The organism is Leucobacter sp. gxy201, assembly GCF_051043335.1.
Taxonomy (GTDB): domain Bacteria; phylum Actinomycetota; class Actinomycetes; order Actinomycetales; family Microbacteriaceae; genus Leucobacter.
Genome location: NZ_JAMXWS010000005.1, coordinates 134,910 through 153,716 on the forward strand (window position 1 = coordinate 134,910; position 18,807 = coordinate 153,716).

Sequence of the window (18,807 nt, forward strand, 5' to 3'; positions counted from 1 at the left end):
GCCTACTACTTCGACCGCGGATCACAGCGGAACGCGGTTCGCTATCGGCGTGACCGGATCGGGCCGGTCGGCGCCGCGGTCTTCGTAGGATGGAAGTGTGAACGAGTCCATTTTCTCCGCGGAGCATGCCGAACGGCGCGCTGCGGTACCGCGCGGCCTGCCGTTGATCGTGGCGCTGCAGGGCTTCAACGACGCCGGGAGCACGATCTCGCAGCTCGAAGGATATTTCTGGGAACGCGCTTCTCCCGAAGAAATCGTGCGCTTCAACGCGGACATGCTGTTCGACTACCGTGCCCGCAGGCCGATGATCACGTTCTCCGAGGACCACCTCACCGACTTCTCTCCGGAGGAGCTCGCGCTCTCCCTCGCGAAGGACGAGCTCGGGTCGCCCTTCCTGCTCCTGAGCGGATACGAGCCCGACTTCCGCTGGGAGCTGTTCGTCGACACCGTACTGCTGCTCGTGCACGAGTTCGAGGTGACGACGACGGTGTGGTCGCACGCGCTGCCGATGCCCGTGCCGCATACGCGGCCGATCGCTGCGACCGTGAGCGGATCGCGGGAGGATCTGATCGACGCTCGTTCGGTATGGCGCCCGACGACGCGCCTGCCGGCCTCCGCCTCCCACGTCATCGAGTACCGCCTGCACAGCCTGGGGGAGGAGGTCGTGGGCTTCGCGCTGCTGATCCCGCACTATCTCGCCAACGCCGAATACCCGAGTGCTCTGCGCGCAGCGCTCGAGGGCATCATGGCGGCCACGGGGCTGATCTTCGCCACCGACGAGGTGCGCGACGCCGAGACGGAGTTCATCGCGCGCGTCGACGAGCAGATCGCCGAGAACGAGGAGTCTTTCGAGATGGTGCGCACGCTCGAGAAGCGCTACGACGCGTATATGGAGGACCGAGGCGCGCAGTCCCCGCTGATCAGCGAGGACGGGACCATCCCGACGGCCGAGCAGATCGCGAGCGAGCTCGAGCGCTACCTGGCCGAGCAGCATCGATCGGGGTCGGGCGAGGGCGAGCCAGGCGACGCCGGCTTCTGAAAGTCGGGGCCGGTGCGCGCGGCGCGGCGCCAGGGATCGCCCGGAGCCCGCTCCGGTCGAACTCGCAGGTCGCGGCGTGCAATAATAGATGAGGTAGCCCATTCAGTCCACTGATTGTTTCTTCGCGAGCAGGAATATTCCGGACTTGACGTGGGTTTTACTGCTGTGAGCACTCGGCCGACCTTTCGAGGCCGCGGTGCGACCCGACTACGGAGAGGCGGATGCGTGGCAACTGCAACCACGACCACAACTCGAGCGACGACCAAGAAGGCTGAGGCTTCGGAGCCGGAGGAGGCCACGACGGCGAAGTCGGGCGATAAGGCCCCCGCTCAGAAGAAGGCCGCTGCGCCGAAGAAGGCGGCTGCGAAGAAGACGACGACTGCCAAGGCGTCGACCGCGAAGACGGCGGCGGCGAAGGCGCCGGCGAAGAAGCGCACGGGCGCGAAGAAGGTCGCCGACGAGATCGCCGAGATCGTCAATTCCGCCGATGAGCCGATCGAGGAGGAGAAGGAAGAGAAGTCGACGCGCGCCGCCGACGAGCCGCTTCCGACCGGTGCGATCGTGCTGAAGGCCTCGGACGAGGTCGATGTGCCGACCGTCACCACGGCGATCCCCGGTGCCACTGCCGACCCGGTCAAGGACTACCTGAAGCAGATCGGCAAGGTCGCGCTGCTGAACGCTGCCGAAGAGGTCGAGCTGGCGATGCGCATCGAGGCCGGCCTCTTCGCAGAGGAGAAGCTCGCGACGGAGAAGGGCCTGCCGAAGAAGCTCACCCGCGAGCTGAAGTGGGTGGCGCGCGACGGCCAGCGGGCGAAGAGCCATCTGCTCGGCGCGAACCTGCGCCTCGTCGTCTCGCTCGCGAAGCGCTACACCGGCCGCGGCATGCAGTTCCTGGATCTCATCCAGGAGGGCAATCTCGGCCTCATCCGCGCCGTCGAGAAGTTCGATTACACCAAGGGCTTCAAATTCTCGACCTATGCGACGTGGTGGATCCGCCAGGCGATCACCCGCGCCATGGCCGACCAGGCGCGCACCATCCGTATCCCGGTGCACATGGTCGAGGTCATCAACAAGCTCGCACGCGTGCAGCGCCAGATGCTGCAGGATCTCGGCCGCGAACCGACGCCCGAGGAGCTCTCGCGCGAGCTCGACATGACGCCCGAGAAGGTCGTCGAGGTGCAGAAGTACGGCCGCGAGCCGATCTCCCTGCACACCCCGCTGGGCGAAGACGGCGATAGCGAGTTCGGCGACCTCATCGAGGACACCGAGGCGGTCGTGCCGGCCGACGCGGTGGGCTTCACGATGCTGCAGCAGCAGCTCGAGCAGCTGCTCGACTCCCTCTCCGAGCGCGAGGCCGGTGTCATCCGCATGCGCTTCGGCCTGGGCGATGGCATGCCGAAGACTTTGGACCAGATCGGCGACACCTTCGGCGTGACGCGCGAGCGCATCCGCCAGATCGAGTCGAAGACCATGGCGAAGCTGCGCCACCCCTCGCGGTCGCAGCAGCTGCGCGACTACCTCGAGTAGGAGCCGCGGGGCCCGCCCTGCTGCACGCGGGGCGGGCCCGACGGCATCGTCGCGCTGCTGCGACGCGAAAACCCCCGGCTCCGAGGAACCGGGGGTTTTCGCGTCTGACGCCGTTCGCCTACGCGGTGGCGGTCAGACGATGGCTCTCGTCATGCCACACCTCTGCGATCGGACGCAGCTTCGCCTCGTGCTTCTTGGCGTGGTGCCCGCAGAAGAGCAGCTCGCTGCCGTTCAGCATCACGCGAACGTACGCCTGCGCGCCGCAGCTGTCGCAGCGGTCGAGAGCATTCATCGGGCGGTCCGCCGCCTCACCGGTCTCGGTGCGTTCGTGCTCCAGCGTGTTCATGGCTGCCTCCCCTGTTCTCCTTGGCTTCGCCTCCATCCAAGCACGCCGAGCCGTGAAAACCGCATCGGGGCGCCACCGGTTCGCTGTACGCGTAGCCGCACGGCCGCGCCGTGCGGCTATCCTTGCCGGCTTCCGTACTCGCCGTCCCGCCTCGCGGCCGATGTCGCGGGCGTGCTCTACGCTTGAACGGTCATCAGGCGAAGGAGTGTCCAGCAGTGGCAGAGGCGAGTTATTCCGCGCGGCATCTCACCGTCCTCGAGGGTCTCGAGGCCGTGCGCAAGCGACCGGGAATGTATATCGGCACGACCGATTCCCGCGGTCTCATGCATTGCCTCTGGGAGATCATCGACAATTCCGTCGACGAGGCGCTCGCCGGCTACGGCGACGAGATCGGCATCACCCTCCACGGCGACGGCAGCGTCACCGTGAGCGACACCGGCCGCGGCGTGCCGGTCGACATCGAGCCCAAGAGCGGGCTCTCCGGTGTCGAGCTCGTCTTCACGAAGCTCCATGCCGGCGGCAAGTTCGGCGGCGGAGGCTATTCGAGCTCGGGCGGTCTGCACGGCGTCGGCGCGTCGGTCGTCAACGCCCTCTCGTCGCGGCTCGATGTCGAGGTCGACCGCAACGGCAAGACCTGGGCCATGTCGTTCAGGCACGGCGAGCCGGGCGTGTTCTCGGGCGACGGACCCGACAGTCCGTTCACGCCGTTCGAGGACGCCTCCGAGCTGCGCGCAGTGGCGAAGGTCGCGAAGGCCAAGACCGGCACCCGCGTGCGCTACTGGGCCGACCCGCAGATCTTCCTCGCGACCGCGCGATTCGAGCCCGAGTCGCTCGTCTCCCGCGCGCGGCAGACCGCATTCCTCGTGCCCGGGCTCGCGATCGAGATCACCGACGAGCGGCCCGAATCGCTCACGGAGGACGGCGCGCCGACCACCCATCGCTTCGCCTACGAGGGCGGCATCTCCGAGTTCGTCGAGTTCCTCGCGGTCGACGCCCCGATCACCGACGTCTGGCGCACGACCGATGAGGCCGAGTTCACCGAGACCGTGCCCGTGATGGACGAGCAGACCGGGCACCTCGTCTCCCGCGAGGTCTCGCGCCGCTGCGAGGTCGACATCGCGATGCGCTGGGGCACCGGTTACGACACCGAAGTGCAGAGCTTCGTGAACATCATCGCGACGCCCAAGGGCGGCACCCATATGAGCGGATTCGAACAGGGCCTGTCGAAGTTCTTCCGCAAGCAGATCGAGCAGAACGCCCGCAAGCTCAAAGCGGGATCGGACAAGCCCGACAAGGACGACATCCTGACCGGCCTCACCGCGGTCGTCACCGTGCGCGTGCCCGAACCGCAGTTCGAGGGCCAGACGAAGGAGGTGCTCGGCACCGCCGCCGTGCGCCAGATCGTCTCGAAGGCGATCGTCGCGGGTCTGACCGAGCGCTACGAGTCGAGCAAGAAGGCCGATAAGACCCAGACCGGCGCGCTGCTCGAGAAGATGGTCGCCGAGATGAAGTCGCGCATCGCGCTGCGCGCGCAGCGCGACACCGCCCGGCGCAAGAGCTCGCTCGAGAACTCGTCGCTGCCGGCGAAGCTCATCGACTGCCGGTCGAAGAACGTGGCCGAGACCGAGCTCTTCATCGTCGAGGGCGACAGCGCCCTCGGCACGGCCCGCCCCGCGCGCGACAGCGAGTTCCAGGCGCTGCTGCCGATCCGCGGCAAGATCTTGAACGTGCAGAAGGCCTCGGTCGCCGAGATGCTGAACAACGCCGAATGCGGCGCCATCATCAAGGTGATCGGCGCCGGCTCGGGCCGCGACTTCGACCTCGACTCCGCGCGCTACGGCAAGGTCATCCTCATGAGCGACGCCGACGTCGACGGCGCCCACATCCGCACGCTGCTGCTCACTCTGTTCTTCCGCTACATGCGCCCGATGCTCGAGGCCGGTCGCGTGTACGCCGCCGTGCCGCCGCTGCACCGGGTGGTCGTGCAGAACGCCGGGCGCAAGCCGAACGACATCATCTACACGTACAGCGAGAAGGAGCTGAACACGCTCCTGGCCGATCTGCGTCGCCGCGGCAAGAAGTACCAGGATCCGATCCAGCGCTACAAGGGCCTCGGCGAGATGGATGCCGATCAGCTCGCCGAGACGACGATGGATCGCGGGCAGCGTGCGCTGCGCCGCGTGCGGGTCGCCGACGCGCACGCCGCTTCGCAGATCTTCGAGCTGCTGATGGGCAATGACGTCGCGCCCCGCAAGGAGTTCATCATCGAGAACGCCGACGACCTCGATCGCGAGCGCATCGACGCCTAGGCGCGGTTCCCGCGCGGGCCGTGCGGGCTGTGCGTCATCGCGGTGCATGCCGCGCGTTCAACCGATCGGTTGATGCCGGGCGCCGCGGTGCCGCATACGCTCGGATGCGTCACTGATCCGATCGCGGCGGGAGCCCTCATGATTCGACCATCGACCGGGCGCGCTGCCGCACGGGCACTGGCTCTGCTGGTGCCGCTCGCGCTGCTGCTGAGCGGATGCGCCGCCGAGCCGGGTGCGAAGCCGGCCCCAGCACCGGCGGAGACCGCCGAAACGCGGGCCCCTGCACCTGTGGCTGAGGATGCGCCCATCGGGACTCCGCAGGCCTCCGAGGTCCCGCCGAACCCCGGGTACGATCAGGCGGAGCTCGATGCGCACCTGCGTTCGGCGGCATGGTCGAACGACGTCGACATGGCGGAGCGTCTGATCGCCTGGGGCGCGAACGTCAACGCGAAAGACGACACCGTGCGATCGGCGTATCTCATCGCGACGAGCGAGGGGCATCTCGAGCTGCTGCGCCTGACCCTCGCCCACGGCGCCGACGTGAACGACCTCGACAGCTGGGTCGGCACCGGCCTCATCCGCGCCGCCGAACGCGGCCACTGGGAGGTCGTCGGCGCGCTCATTCGGGCGGGCGTACCGCTCGATCACGTGAACCGCGTCGGCTACCAGGCGATCCACGAGGCCGTCATCTTCGGGCGCGACGACGAGAGCTACCACCAGACCGTACGCGTGCTCGTCGCCGGCGGGGCGGATGTCGCGACGCCCTCGGGATCGGAGGGCCTGACCCCGGTGCAGATGGCCACCTGGAAGGGATACCCGCAGCAGGCGGCGCTGCTCGAGGCGCTGACCACGGCCCCGGCGCCCGCGGATCCGACCGCGGCGCTGTTCGCGGCCGCCGAGGCCGGCGACCCGAACGCGGTGACGATCGCGCTGCGCGCCGGTGCGCCGCTCGATGCGCGCGACGCCGCGGGGCGTACCGCGCTCGAAGTCGCCGAGGCCGGCAACCACCCCGTGTCGGCGGGCATCCTGCGTGCGCTCGGAGGATAGCTCCGCGCTCGCATCCTTCCTCCACAGGACACGGCTCCTACCGATTCGGGTCGACTTGTTCACTCCGCAGGGATCGCCCTCGCCCGGCCCGCCCGATCTTGCAATGCTGGCCGCATGCCCCGTCCTCCGCTCCCGTTGCCCGCCGCCCTCGGCGAGGTCTTCACGGCCGCGCACGCCCGCGCCGCCGGCGTCGGGTCGCGGCGCCTGTCCCAGCCCGATGTCGAGCGCATCGCACGGGGCGTCTACCGGCGCGTCGGCGCCGGTAGAGCGCTGCCGCCGGGAGGTGCGGTAGCCGCTGAGACGTGGCGCATGATGCAGCGGGAGAACGCAGCGGCGCTCATGCGGTTCCTCCCGGAGGGAGCCTTCTACAGCCACTACACGGCCGCCGCCATCTGGCATCTGCCGGTGCCAGAGCGTCCATGCGCACGGCACGGGCTGGATGTCGCAGTGCATCTGCCCCGTCACGCGGTGAAGCGCGGCGGCGTGATCGGGCACCGGGTGCAGGCATCGTATGCGCAGACCGTGCAGAGGAATGCTCTGAGCGTGACGGATCCCGCATCGACCTGGGCGCTGCTCGCCGCCCTGCTCGTGCGCGACGACGCGGTCGCCCTCGGCGATGCGGCGATCAGGCAGAACCGCATCCCGGGAACCCGGCGCCTGGAACGGCCTCCGCTAGCGGGTATCGCGGATCTGAGCGCGGCTGCGAACGCCGCCGGCCGCTCGGGCGGGCCGCGATTGAGATCCCTCGTACAACTGCTCTCGCCGCACAGCGCATCGCCGCCCGAGAGCCACCTGCGCCTGCGCCTGACGGAGTGGGGCGTACCGCAGTTCGAGCTCGACTTCGATGTGCTCGATGAGCAGGGGCACCTGGTCGGGTGCAGCGAGTTCGCCTTCGTGGAGTTCGGGCTCGCGCTCGAGTACGAGGGCCGTCACCATCTCACCGACGCACGGCAGTGGAACCGCGACATCGAGAAGTACCGCCGCTATGCGCAGCTCGGGTGGGAGGTCATCCGCGTGACCGCCGAACTGCTGTACCGCCGCCCGCACGAACTGCGCGCCCAGATCTTCGAGGCGCTGCGCCGGCGCGGGTGGACGGGGTAGCAGCCGATGCACCGCGGAGCGGGATGGGTTTGGTGCACTATGGTCGCGCGATAGTGCACCAAACCCATCCCGCTCTCGAGAAGTTCCCCTCCACGGTGCGGTGCGGGGCGGGGAGATTACGGGGCGAGGCCGACGAAGGCCGCGGCACCGTCGATCGGAGTGCCCGACCCATCGCGCTTGCCGAGCTCGGCCGGCAGCCGACGCGCCGCGCCGTCCGCCGCGAGCGCCCGCGGGGCGCCGACGCCGACCCAGGCGCAGGCGATCTGATCCTCCCACTTGAGGAACCGCTGCACGCGCACACCGCCCGTGGCGCGGCCCTTCGCGGGAATCTCGGCCCAGTCGCTGACCTTCGCCGTCGCGACGTCGGTGCCGGGCAGCGTGATGGAGCTGTCGGCGACCGTGACGACGCGCGCCTCGGCCCCCACGGGCACGGCGCCCGCGAAGACGACGCGCGCCTCGGCCCCGAGCCTGATGCCGGCCATGCCGCCGGCCGGCCGGCCCTGCGGCCGCACCGACGATGCGGCGAAGCGCAGCAGCTGCGCATCGCTCGTGACGACCGCGAACTCCGACTCGTCGGGTGCCGGGAATGCGGCGACGAGCGCGTCGCCGGCCTTCAGCCCGATGACCTCGAACGAGGGGCGCGACGGCAGATCCGTGAGCACGACGCGCTTCACCACGCCCAGCCGGGTGAAGAGGCCGACCGGGGTCTCGACCGACCCGGCTTCGTCGCCGAGCGGCACGATGCCGACGATGCCGAGCTTCTTGTCGGTGACGCCGATGTAGTCGAGCAGCTTCACGCCCGCAGAGAACGCGATCGACGCGGCCGGCACGATCGGCAGATCGACCGGGGTGAAGCGGTGCAGCGTGCCGTCGGTGAGGATGGCGCCGAACTCGCCGCGCACGGTCCCGTCGACGCTCGAGAGCAGCGCGCCGTGCTTTGTCGCGCGCGACGAACCGCGGGGGGATTCGGGGGCTGCGGGATCCCTGTCGAGGCGCAGGGCCCGGCCCGTGACCGAGAGCAGCACCGTGCACGGGGTGTCGGCGACCTCGAGCGATGCCGAGGCCGCAGCCGCCCGACTGGGGCGCACGACCGCGCCGGTGAGCACGGTGCGGCGCGGCGTGCCGTAGGCTTCTGCGGCCGCGTCCATCTCGGTCGAGACGACCTCGCGCAGACGCTCCTCGCTGCCGAGGATCTCGAGCAGACGCTCGATCTCGGCCTGCAGTTCGTCGCGCTCGGCCTCGAGCTCGACCCGCGAGAACTTCGTGAGGCGGCGCAGCCGCAGCTCGAGGATGTACTCGGCCTGCGCTTCGGAGAGGTCGAAGACCTGCATCAGGCGGGCGCGGGCCGACTCGGCATCGTCGCTCGTGCGGATCAGCTGGATGACCTCATCGATGTCGAGGATCGCGATGAGCAGGCCCTCGACGAGGTGCAGGCGTTCGCGGCGCTTGCGCAGACGGTACTCGGAACGGCGCGTGACGACAGACAGGCGGTGGTCGAGGAAGACGCGCAGCATCTCGCGCAGGCCGAGCGTCTGCGGCTGGCCGTCGACGAGCGCGACCGAGTTGATGCTGAACGAATCCTCGAGCGGGGTCGCCCGGTAGAGCTGCTCGAGCACCGCCTCGGGCGAGAAGCCGGTCTTGAGACTGATGACGAGCTTCAGACCGTTCTTGCGGTCCGTGAGATCGACGACATCGGTGATGCCGGAGATCTTCTTTGCGTCGACGCCCTGCTTGATCTTCTCGATGACGCGCTCGGGGCCGATGAGATGCGGCAGTTCGGTGACGACGAGGCCGGTGCGGCGCGGGCCGAGCTGCTCGACCGACACCTTCGCGCGGGTGCGGAAGGCGCCGCGGCCCGATCGATAGGCATCCTTCACACCGTCGAGGCCGACGATGATGCCGCCGCCCGGCAGGTCGGGGCCCGGGATGAACTCCATGAGCTCGTCGACGGTCGCCTCGGGGTGGTGCAGCAGGTGCTTGGCGCCCTCGACCACCTCGAGGAGGTTGTGCGGGGCGAGATTCGTGGCCATGCCGACGGCGATGCCGCTCGCGCCGTTCACGAGCAGGTTCGGCACGGCGGAGGGCAGCACGGCGGGCTGCATGATCTGATTGTCGTAGTTCGGCACGAAGTCGACGACGTCTTCGTCGAGCGATTCGGTCATCGCGAGCGCGGCGCCGGCGAGACGGGCCTCGGTGTAGCGGGAGGCGGCGGGGCCGTCGTCGAGCGAGCCGAAGTTGCCGTGGCCGTCGACGAGCGGCAGGCGCATCGCGAAGCCCTGCGCGAGGCGCACGAGCGCGTCGTAGATCGACGAGTCGCCGTGCGGGTGCAGCTTGCCCATGACCTCGCCGACGACGCGCGCCGACTTCACATGGCCCTTCTCCGGGCGCAGCCCCATGTCCTGCATCATGTAGAGGATGCGGCGCTGCACAGGCTTCAGGCCGTCACGGGCATCGGGCAGTGCGCGCGAGTAGATCACCGAGTAGGCGTACTCGAGGAACGAGCCCTCCATCTCGCTCGAGATGTCGACATCGTCGATCTTCTCGCCGGCGATCTCATGGGCGAGCACCGGTGAATCCGGCGCGGTCTCGAGCTCGGAGGAATCGCTGTTCGCAGAGGCACTGGGCGCATCGGTCATAATGGACCTCATGCTACCGATTGCCGCCGACAACGGTGCGAGGCTTGCCGCACTTCTGCCAAGCGGCATCGCCGCGGTCGCGGCAGGGATCGGCGCGGCCGTGCCGCCGGCCATCTCCCATGCGGCCTCCGCGGGCCTGCCCGCGATCCGCTCGTTCGTGATGATCGTGGTCGACGGGCTCGGGCATGCGAACCTCGGGGCGAGGAAGGGGCATGCGCCGACGCTCGCGCGGCTGCCCCGCAAGCGCATCGAGACGGTCGCGCCGTCGACGACGGGAGCGGCGCTGACGACGCTGACGACGGGGGCGCTGCCGGGGGAGCACGGGCTCATCGGCTACCGCATCCGCCACCCCGAGCTCGGGCTCGTGACGACGCTGAGCGAGTGGTCGGGCATCGCCGACCGCCGCGCATGGCAGCGCGCCGAGCCGCTGTTCGGCGCCGCCGCCGGAATCGGCGCCCGTCCGGTCGCGATCGGGCGGCCCGCGCACGCCGTCGGCGGGCTGACCGAGGCGATCCTCAACGGCGCCGAGTACCGCTCCGGGCAGCGCATCGAGGATCGCTTCGCCGTCGCATCGAGGCTGCTCCGCGAAGGGGACCCGGTCGTCGCCTACCTCTACGTCGACGAGCTCGACCGCGCCGCGCACGCGTCGGGCTGGCAGAGCGAGGCCTGGGCCGAGCGGCTCGAGCGCTTCGACGCCGCGCTGACCGATTTCCTGCGCACACTGCCGGGCGATGTCGGCGTCGTCGTGACGGCCGACCACGGCATGGTCGACGTCGGCGCCCACCAGCGGATCATGCTCGATGCCGACCCGGCGATGCTCGAGGGAGTCGCCGAGATCGGGGGAGAGCCCCGATTCCGCTCGCTCTACCTCGACGACGGCGTCGATGCGACCGCGACGGCGCGCGCCTGGGCCGAGGCCGAGGGGGCGCGGGCCTGGGTGGCGACCCGAGACGAGGCGATCGCCAGCGGACTGTTCGGCGCCGTCGCGCCGGAAGTCGCGCCGCGGCTCGGCGACGTCGTCATCGCGGCGCGCAAGCAGGTCGCCTACTACAGCGGCTCGGACGACCCGCGGTCGCTCGACATGGTCGGGCAGCACGGCTCGTTCAGCGAGGACGAGCGGGGCGTGCCCCTGGTACTCGCGGGCGCCCTCGCGGGGACCGCATTCGCTGCCGCCGTGGCGGAGACGGCCGCGGGCGTCGCCGGCGCGCTCTGACTAGCGCCCCGACGGGTCCTCGTCGCTGCGGGTGCCGAAGAGGATGTCGTCCCAGCTCGGGATCGACGCGCGCCCCTTGCGAGCCTCCGGCTTCGGGGCGGGTTTCGGTCCCGGCTTCGGAGCAGGATCCGCATCGGGGCGCGGCGCATCCGTCGCATCATCGCCGACCTCGTCGCCGGCCTCGCGGAGGAAGCTCGGGATGCCGCGCTTCTTCGGCGCCCCGGCTTCACGGGAGACGCCGCCGGCCGCCCAGATGCTGCGGGGCCGCGGCGCGGTCTCCGTATCGTCGACCGGGGCGTTCCGATCGACGGGAGGCAGCGGATCCGAGGTCTGCGGCGCCGCCGGAGGCGCGGCGGGCAGCGTCGGGTGCGGCGCGGTCGGCGCGCTGTCATCGACGTTCGGGGAGGTCTCCGAGGCCGTGGACTCGGGCGCGGCCGGGGCGGCCGCCTGCGAGGAGCGTTCGCGTTCGCCCCGTCGCTTGCGCAGCGCGTCGAGCAGATCTGCGGTCTGGCTGAGGTCGGCTCCGGGCTGCGCGGTGGTCTTTACGGCGCGCTGGTCGATCTCGCGGCGGCGCTCGTACTCGGCGTCGGAGTCCGCGTCGTCCTCCTGGCGCTGCTCCGCGGTGCGCGGTGCGGTCGTGCTCGCAGGCCCGGCCTGCGTCTCGGGCGACGAGGCGGCGGGCTCGGCGGCATCGACAGCGGGCTGCTCGCCCGTCACGCCGACGGCGATGCCGTCTGCGATCTGCTCGCGATCGAAGGCGCCGGAGTCGAAACGGCCGCGGCGATCCCCGTCGTCGACCGCGCGGAGCTTCGGGATCAGACGGTCGCCGACCTCGCCCTGCTTCGAGAGGTTGGTGGCGTCCGGAGTGATCGGGGCGAGGGCGCCCTTGCGGTGCTCGAACGACCACACGGCGCGGTGCGCGGTGTCGTGCGAGATGAACTCGAGGCCGACCATCCAGCCGCCCTCGTCTTCCTTCCAGGCGGTCCACTCGGGGGCCTCGGCGCCGAGAGAGACGAGACGCGCACCGATGACGGAGCCGAAGTTCTGATCGTCCTCGTCGTGGGCGTCGGCCTGCACGGCGACGGCATGCGCGCGCTCGAGGATGTAGCGGCGTTCGGCGAGCACCGGCTCCTCGTAGCGTTCGATGTCGACTTCGTCGAGCCCGGTGATCTTCGCGACCTGGGCGCGGTTCTTGCCCGAACGGATCAGCGACTGGATCTCGCGCGGACGGATCTTCACGCCGTCGCGCTCGCGGCGGCCGATATGCCGGAGCTCCCCGAGCACGGTGTCGTCGACGATCAGCCTGAACTCGGTGCCGGAGTCGGTCGCGACGATCAGGGCGGCCTCTTCGCGGCGCACAAAGCGCAATTCGTCCATACTGCTGCTTCCTTCTCTCCGCACCGTCATCCATCCGTAACCCGGCTTGCGCATCCTAGGGTGGCACAGTCGGTGCGTTCGCGCGCGCATTGAGCCGGGCGCGTATGAAAACCAGTGCCCGACGGCGTAGCGGTCTCGGGACGCGGGGCCTCTCGAAGATCGCCGTATCTGCCCGACACGTCGGGGAAGCGGCGCTCCGGGCAGGAGCTGCCCGGGCCGTTCGTTCCGCGCTCAGAGAACTCTGAACGCCCCGGTTTGCATCAGGGGGGAATCGTAGGGCAGACTATGGCCGCTCGCAGGAAACTCAGGTGCTCGTCGGAGCACCGAATCGCAAGGGGACTCACAAGCGCATGGCTACCGATTACGACGCACCGCGTAAGTCTGATGAAGAAGCAGAGTCGATCGAGGCTCTGAAGGAACGCGGTTCGGCGAAGGGTGCCTCCTCGATCGACTCGGAGGACGCCGACAACCCGAGTTTCAACATCGGCGGTTCCGATCTGTCCGATGTCGAGCTCGACGTCGTCGTGCTGCCGCAGCAGGACGACGAGTTCACCTGCGTGAGCTGCTTCCTTGTGCGCCACCGCTCGCAGATGGACCACCAGACCGATCTCGGCCCGATCTGCGCGGAGTGCGCTGCGTAAATCGCATCGCGATTTTTAGCACTCCGCGGAGCCGCCCACGGCGGCTGCTCAGTGAGCTCGGCGCCCTGCGCCGAGCCTTGCCGTCGAAGGGCGAAACTTTGCGGCCGCCGCCGCGGGATCGCCCGATATCTCGCCTTTCGAGCCTGTTCGAGCTCGTGCGAGTCATGGAGCCCGCGGGCCGGGCTCAGCCGTTCGCGCGGGCTCCGGCGATCGCATCGGCGAGCGCCTGCGGTCGGCGCGTCGTGATGATCCAGTACGGCGCAGGGTCTGCGGGGTCGATGTTCGCGATGCGCACGCCGGTGCGCACCCAGCCGCGCACCAGGAGGTAGTTGCGCGCGTCGAGCTCGGGGCCGATGGCGCGCCGGAGCGCTTCGGAGCCGAGCAGCTCGACCGCTCCCAAGTGCTCGAGCGCGATCTGCGCGCGCCCCGCGTGCAGACGGCCATCGGCGACCCTGATCGTGGGGCTCGTCGCGAAGAGGAATCCGGCGATGACGAGGTAGGCGATGATCCCTGCGGGGATGGAGGCCTCGATTGCGATCGGCACGAGCACCATCGCGACGGCCGGAGCCACGAGCAGCACGGCGGCGAAGAGGCCGACGCCCGGCACGAGTCGTTCACGGTAGGCGGTCGCGGCGGCAGCGGTGTTCATACCCTCATTATCCCGTGCCGCTCCTTGGAGGTCGCGTGGAGCGTCGCCGCGGCGGCTCGGCGGGCGGCGCGATGGGAGGGGGATGCGCGCGGCCGCCGGGTGGGGGTTGCCGGATTGATCCGGTAGCCTGTCCGGGTGACTGATGTCGTAGAGATTCCCGCGCTCGCCGGCGCCCTGCCGGTGTATGCGCATGATGATGATGCGGGCGCCGATCTGCGTTCGACCGATGCCGTGGAGCTCGCTCCCGGCGAGCGCGCCCTCGTGGGTACGGGCGTGTCGATCGCGCTGCCCGAGGGCTACGCGGCCTTCGTCGTGCCGCGCAGCGGCCTCGCCGCCAAGCACGGCATCACCGTGGTGAACTCGCCCGGCACCGTCGATGCGGGGTACCGCGGCGAGATCAAGGTGTCCCTGCTCAATACGGACTCCGAGAACTCGTTCAGCATCGAGCCGGGCGATCGCATTGCGCAGATGATCGTGATGCCCGTGTCCCGCGCCGTGTTCGTGCCCGTGGACGTGCTGCCCGACAGCACCCGCGGAACCGGCGGGTTCGGATCGACGGGCGTGCGGGGCTGACGCCCCGCGACATGCGCTCCGGCCGATTCGCGGCCGCGGCACAGCTGAAGAATTGATGAAGGGGATGGTGGAGATGAGCGAGGACGCGCAGAGCGCCGACGCGGTTGAGGTGCACGACGGGGCCGAGGCTCCGATCGACGATGCGAAGTCGGCGCCCGAGGACCGGGCGACGGCTGGTCCGTTCGACGCGGCCGAGGTGCCGACGATGCGCCCGTACGTGGATATGGGCGGCATCAAGGTGGCGCCGCGCGAGGGGCTGCAGCTGCGTCTCGAAGTCGACGACCGCTCGAAGCGGGTCGTCGCGGTCTCGCTCGATTATCAGGGATCGCTGCTGCAGGTGCAGGCGTTCTCGGCGCCGAAGTCGACCGGTCTCTGGCACGGCGTGCGCCACGACATCCAGCAGCAGATGCAGGCCCAGGGCGCGCAGGTCGCGGAGGAGGACGGCGCCTTCGGCCCCGAGCTCGTCGTGACCACGCAGGTCCCTGCCGAGCAGGGCGGCGGGGCGCGCGTGGCCCGATTCATCGCAGTGGACGGCCCGCGCTGGATGCTGCGCGGCGTCATCATGGGCAAGGCCGCGACCGATGCGGAGGCGCGCGCGGGCGTGAACGACCTGTTCCGCGAGCTGGTCGTCGTGCGCGGCGAGCAGCCGATGCCGCCGAGCGAGCTGCTGCCGTTGCGGGTGCCCGCCGGCGTGCAGCAGCAGGGCGCGCAGGGGCAGGGCACGACCCAGGCGTGAGCGAGTCGAACTCCGAGAGCGCTCCCGACGAAGCCGCCCCGAAGACCCGTGCGGGTCTCGGCGGCGTGGTCGAGGCCGGTCTCAGCGGCGAAGCCGTATCGGCCCGAGGCGTGCTCGCCGCGATCGGCGGCTGGTGGGGCGTCGTCGAGACCTTCGTGCCGGCGACGCTCTACCTCGGCATGTACCTCGTCACGCGCGATGCGCGGATGTCGGCGATCGCCCCCCTCGCGGTGGCGCTCGTCTTCTTCGCCCTGCGTCTGCTGCGCCGGCAGACCGTGCAGTCGGCGCTCGCCGGTCTGCTCGGCGCCGTCGTGTGCGTCGCGGTGACGCTGTTCACCGGTCGGGGCGAGGACTACTACCTGCCGGGCTTCTGGATCAACGGCGCCTGGGTGCTCGCCCACGCCGTCTCGCTGATCGTGGGCTGGCCGATCATCGGGCTGCTGCTCGGCTTCCTGCGCGGCTCGTTGACGGAGTGGCGCAAGGAGCGCGCGCTGCGCGTGGCCGCACGAGCGTGCACCTTCGTCTGGATCGCCGTGTTCGGCGCGCGTCTGGCGGTGCAGCTTCCGCTCTTCTTCGCGGCGCGCGGAGGCGACGAAGCGGCGGTCGATGCGCTGGGACTCGCCCGGCTGTTCATGGGCATTCCGCTCTTCGCGCTGGCGGTTCTCTTCACCTGGGTGGTGCTGAGCCGTGTCGCGAGCGCGGTCGACGAGGCGAACTCCCATAACGCCGACGGCGACACCGCGGGCGACGCCGCACCTTCATCTGATGATACGCCGGGCGAAAACGTTGCCAGCACTGGGGAGAACGACCCTTCCGCCTGAGTGCCCCGACCGTTCGAAACGTGTAGAATTATCTCGACATCGAGACAAGTGCCTGCTCGGCGGAGATGTCAGTGTGTCCCGCTGGGCGACGAGTGGAGGAACTGCTATGGCCGCGGTCAACAGCTTTGGTGCGAAGAGCACCCTTGCGGTGGGAGACAACGAGTACGAGATCTTCAGGATCGATCAGGTCGAAGGCCATGAGCGCCTCCCTTACAGCCTGAAGGTGCTGCTCGAGAACCTGCTTCGCACGGAGGACGGCGCGAACGTCACCCAGGAGCACATCAAGGCCCTCGGCGGCTGGGATCCGAGCGCGGAGCCCGACACCGAGATCCAGTTCACCCCGGCCCGCGTCATCATGCAGGACTTCACCGGCGTGCCCTGCGTCGTCGACCTCGCCACCATGCGCGAGGCCGTCACCGACCTCGGCGGCGACCCTTCGAAGATCAACCCGCTGGCTCCGGCGGAGCTCGTGATCGACCACTCGGTCATCTCCGACGTCTACGGAGCGGCCAACGCGCTGCAGAAGAACGTCGAGATCGAGTACCAGCGCAACGGCGAGCGCTACCAGTTCCTCCGCTGGGGTCAGGGAGCCTTCGCGGACTTCAAGGTCGTCCCCCCGGGGACCGGCATCGTGCACCAGGTGAACATCGAGCACCTCGCTCGCGTCACCTTCACCCGCGAGGTCGACGGCAAGACTCTCGCGTACCCCGACACCTCCGTCGGCACCGACTCGCACACCACGATGCAGAACGGCCTCGGCGTGCTCGGCTGGGGCGTCGGCGGTATCGAGGCGGAGGCCGCGATGCTCGGTCAGCCCATCTCGATGCTCATCCCGCGCGTCGTCGGCTTCAAGCTCTCGGGCCAGATCCCGGCCGGCGTCACCGCGACCGATGTGGTGCTCACCATCACCCAGATGCTCCGCAAGCACGGCGTCGTCGGCAAGTTCGTCGAATTCTACGGCGAGGGCGTCGGCTCGGTGCCGCTCGCGAACCGCGCCACCATCGGCAACATGAGCCCCGAGTTCGGCTCCACCGCTGCCATGTTCCCGGTCGACGATGTCACGCTCGACTACATGCGCCTCACCGGCCGCAGCGACGAGCAGGTCGAGCTGGTCAAGGCCTACACGCAGACCCAGGGCATGTGGCACGATCCGGCGCGCGAGCCCGAGTTCTCGGAGTACCTCGAGCTCGACCTCGGCACCGTGGTCTCCTCGATCGCGGGCCCGAAGCGCCCGCAGGACCGCATCGAGCTCACGAACGCGAAGAACCAGTTCGAGACCGACTTGAAGAACTACGCGCAGGCCTCCAACCCTGCGAAGGTCAAGGATCAGGCGGGAAACGAGTTCGAGCTCGATCACGGCGCGGTGACCCTCGCCTCGATCACCTCCTGCACGAACACCTCGAACCCCTCCGTGATGCTCGCGGCCGGTGTCCTCGCGCGCAACGCCGTGGCGAAGGGTCTGAAGGCGAAGCCGTGGGTGAAGACCACCCTCGCGCCCGGCTCGAAGGTCGTCACCGACTACTACGAGAAGTCCGGGCTCACCGGCGACCTCGAGGCGCTCGGCTTCTTCCTGGTCGGTTACGGCTGCATGACCTGCATCGGCAACTCCGGCCCGCTGAACGACGAGATCTCGCAGGCGGTCAACGATAACGACCTCGCGGTCACTGCGGTGCTCTCGGGCAACCGCAACTTCGAGGGTCGCATCAACCCCGACATCAAGATGAACTACCTCGCGAGCCCGCCGCTCGTGGTGGCGTACTCCCTCGCCGGCAGCATGGACTTCGACTTCGAGAACCAGGCGCTCGGCCAGGATTCCGAGGGCAACGACGTGTTCCTCAAGGACATCTGGCCGGACCCGACCGAGGTCGAGAAGATCGCGAACGAGTCGATCGACTCCGACATGTTCCGCGAGAAGTACGCGACGGTGTTCGACGGCGATGAGCACTGGACCTCGCTTCCGGTGCCCGAGGGCAACACCTTCGCGTGGGACGAGCAGTCGACCTACGTGCGGAAGGCCCCCTACTTCGATGGCATGTCGCTCGAGACCTCGCCGGTCTCCGACATCACCGGCGCCCGCGTGCTGCTGAAGCTCGGCGATTCGGTCACCACCGACCACATCAGCCCGGCGGGCAGCTTCAAGGCCGAGACCCCGGCCGGCCAGTACCTCGTCGCCAACGGCATCGCGCCGAAGGACTTCAACACCTACGGCTCGCGCCGCGGCAACCACGAGGTCATGATCCGCGGTACCTTCGCGAACATCCGCATCCGCAACCAGCTGCTCGACAACGTCGAGGGCGGCTTCACCCGCGACTTCACGCAGGAGGGCGGCCCCCAGGCGTACGTCTACGACGCGGCGCAGAACTACATCGCGAACGGTGTTCCGCTCGTCGTGCTCGGCGGCAAGGAGTACGGCTCGGGCTCGTCGCGCGACTGGGCGGCGAAGGGCACCAGCCTCCTCGGCGTCAAGGCGGTCATCGCCGAGAGCTTCGAGCGCATCCACCGCTCGAACCTCATCGGCATGGGAGTACTGCCGCTGCAGTTCCCCGCCGGCGAGAGCGCCGACTCGCTGGGCCTCGACGGCACCGAGAGCTTCGACATCTCGGGCGTCGAGCAGCTCAACGCGGGCACCACGCCGAAGACGGTCGCGGTGCAGGCGACGAAGGCCGACGGCTCGATCGTCGAGTTCGACGCCGTCGTGCGCATCGACACCCCGGGCGAAGCGGACTACTACCGCAACGGCGGCATCCTGCAGTACGTGCTGCGTTCGCTGGTCTAGTACCGGTCGGCACGAC

The 18,807-nt window shown here is 69.4% G+C and carries 15 protein-coding genes; 11 read left to right on the forward strand and 4 right to left on the reverse strand.

The genetic code is table 11. The features are described from left to right. Positions 1-97 precede the first annotated feature (97 nt). Positions 98-1,039 carry a proteasome assembly chaperone family protein gene (locus NHL51_RS09895; RefSeq protein WP_434143379.1) on the forward strand — a complete coding sequence of 314 codons (942 nt, stop codon included), beginning with the start codon at positions 98-100 and terminating at the stop codon, positions 1,037-1,039. A gap of 225 nt (positions 1,040-1,264) precedes the next feature. Beyond that, positions 1,265-2,566, forward strand: a complete 1,302-nt coding sequence (locus tag NHL51_RS09900; RefSeq protein ID WP_434143380.1) for an RNA polymerase sigma factor — start codon at positions 1,265-1,267, stop codon at positions 2,564-2,566. A 118-nt stretch (positions 2,567-2,684) separates the two neighbouring features. Here the strand turns inward: NHL51_RS09900 and NHL51_RS09905 are convergent, their stop codons facing one another. Then, positions 2,685-2,912 (reverse strand): DUF7455 domain-containing protein, encoded by a 228-nt coding sequence (locus NHL51_RS09905; protein ID WP_434143382.1) that lies wholly within the window; start codon positions 2,910-2,912, stop codon positions 2,685-2,687. Between the two features lie 215 nt (positions 2,913-3,127). On the opposite strand from NHL51_RS09905, the gene NHL51_RS09910 reads away from it, so the two are divergent. The 3 genes from NHL51_RS09910 to NHL51_RS09920 all read left to right on the forward strand — a co-directional run bounded on the left by NHL51_RS09910 (position 3,128) and on the right by NHL51_RS09920 (position 7,369). After that, on the forward strand, positions 3,128-5,221 hold the full coding sequence (locus NHL51_RS09910; protein ID WP_434143384.1) for a DNA gyrase/topoisomerase IV subunit B: 2,094 nt from the start codon (positions 3,128-3,130) through the stop codon (positions 5,219-5,221). A 138-nt stretch (positions 5,222-5,359) separates the two neighbouring features. Further along, positions 5,360-6,268 carry an ankyrin repeat domain-containing protein gene (locus NHL51_RS09915; RefSeq protein WP_434143386.1) on the forward strand — a complete coding sequence of 303 codons (909 nt, stop codon included), beginning with the start codon at positions 5,360-5,362 and terminating at the stop codon, positions 6,266-6,268. 114 nt (positions 6,269-6,382) lie between these two features. After that, complete coding sequence (locus NHL51_RS09920) at positions 6,383-7,369, forward strand: hypothetical protein (RefSeq protein WP_434143388.1); 987 nt, start codon at positions 6,383-6,385, stop codon at positions 7,367-7,369. A 116-nt stretch (positions 7,370-7,485) separates the two neighbouring features. Here NHL51_RS09920 and NHL51_RS09925 read toward each other — a convergent pair whose 3' ends face one another. After that, positions 7,486-10,005 carry a DNA gyrase/topoisomerase IV subunit A gene (locus NHL51_RS09925; protein WP_434143389.1) on the reverse strand — a complete coding sequence of 840 codons (2,520 nt, stop codon included), beginning with the start codon at positions 10,003-10,005 and terminating at the stop codon, positions 7,486-7,488. Between the two features lie 10 nt (positions 10,006-10,015). On the opposite strand from NHL51_RS09925, the gene NHL51_RS09930 reads away from it, so the two are divergent. After that, on the forward strand, positions 10,016-11,218 hold the full coding sequence (locus NHL51_RS09930; RefSeq protein WP_434143390.1) for an alkaline phosphatase family protein: 1,203 nt from the start codon (positions 10,016-10,018) through the stop codon (positions 11,216-11,218). Here NHL51_RS09930 and sepH read toward each other — a convergent pair whose 3' ends face one another. Continuing rightward, on the reverse strand, positions 11,219-12,595 hold the full coding sequence (sepH, locus tag NHL51_RS09935; RefSeq protein WP_434143391.1) for a septation protein SepH: 1,377 nt from the start codon (positions 12,593-12,595) through the stop codon (positions 11,219-11,221). A 350-nt stretch (positions 12,596-12,945) separates the two neighbouring features. On the opposite strand from sepH, the gene NHL51_RS09940 reads away from it, so the two are divergent. Then, a complete protein-coding gene (locus NHL51_RS09940; RefSeq protein WP_434143393.1) occupies positions 12,946-13,236 on the forward strand; it encodes a DUF4193 domain-containing protein in 291 nt (96 codons plus the stop codon). A 184-nt stretch (positions 13,237-13,420) separates the two neighbouring features. Here NHL51_RS09940 and NHL51_RS09945 read toward each other — a convergent pair whose 3' ends face one another. Next, positions 13,421-13,885 carry a DUF3093 domain-containing protein gene (locus NHL51_RS09945; protein ID WP_434143395.1) on the reverse strand — a complete coding sequence of 155 codons (465 nt, stop codon included), beginning with the start codon at positions 13,883-13,885 and terminating at the stop codon, positions 13,421-13,423. A gap of 135 nt (positions 13,886-14,020) precedes the next feature. Between NHL51_RS09945 and dut the strand changes: the two genes are divergently transcribed. The 4 genes from dut (at position 14,021) to acnA (ending at position 18,791) form a co-directional block, all read left to right on the forward strand. After that, the gene (gene dut, locus NHL51_RS09950) at positions 14,021-14,458 is read left to right on the forward strand and encodes a dUTP diphosphatase (protein ID WP_434143396.1); all 438 of its coding nucleotides are present in this window, start codon (positions 14,021-14,023) and stop codon (positions 14,456-14,458) included. A gap of 73 nt (positions 14,459-14,531) precedes the next feature. Beyond that, positions 14,532-15,194 carry a DUF3710 domain-containing protein gene (locus NHL51_RS09955; RefSeq protein WP_434143622.1) on the forward strand — a complete coding sequence of 221 codons (663 nt, stop codon included), beginning with the start codon at positions 14,532-14,534 and terminating at the stop codon, positions 15,192-15,194. Further along, positions 15,191-16,015: a DUF3159 domain-containing protein gene (locus tag NHL51_RS09960; RefSeq protein ID WP_434143398.1), complete on the forward strand. Its 825-nt coding sequence runs from the start codon at positions 15,191-15,193 to the stop codon at positions 16,013-16,015. The genes NHL51_RS09955 and NHL51_RS09960 overlap by 4 nt, the downstream gene beginning before the upstream one ends. A 106-nt stretch (positions 16,016-16,121) precedes the next feature. Next, complete coding sequence (gene acnA / locus NHL51_RS09965; protein WP_434143400.1) at positions 16,122-18,791, forward strand: aconitate hydratase AcnA; 2,670 nt, start codon at positions 16,122-16,124, stop codon at positions 18,789-18,791. The last annotated feature ends 16 nt before the right edge of the window (positions 18,792-18,807 follow it).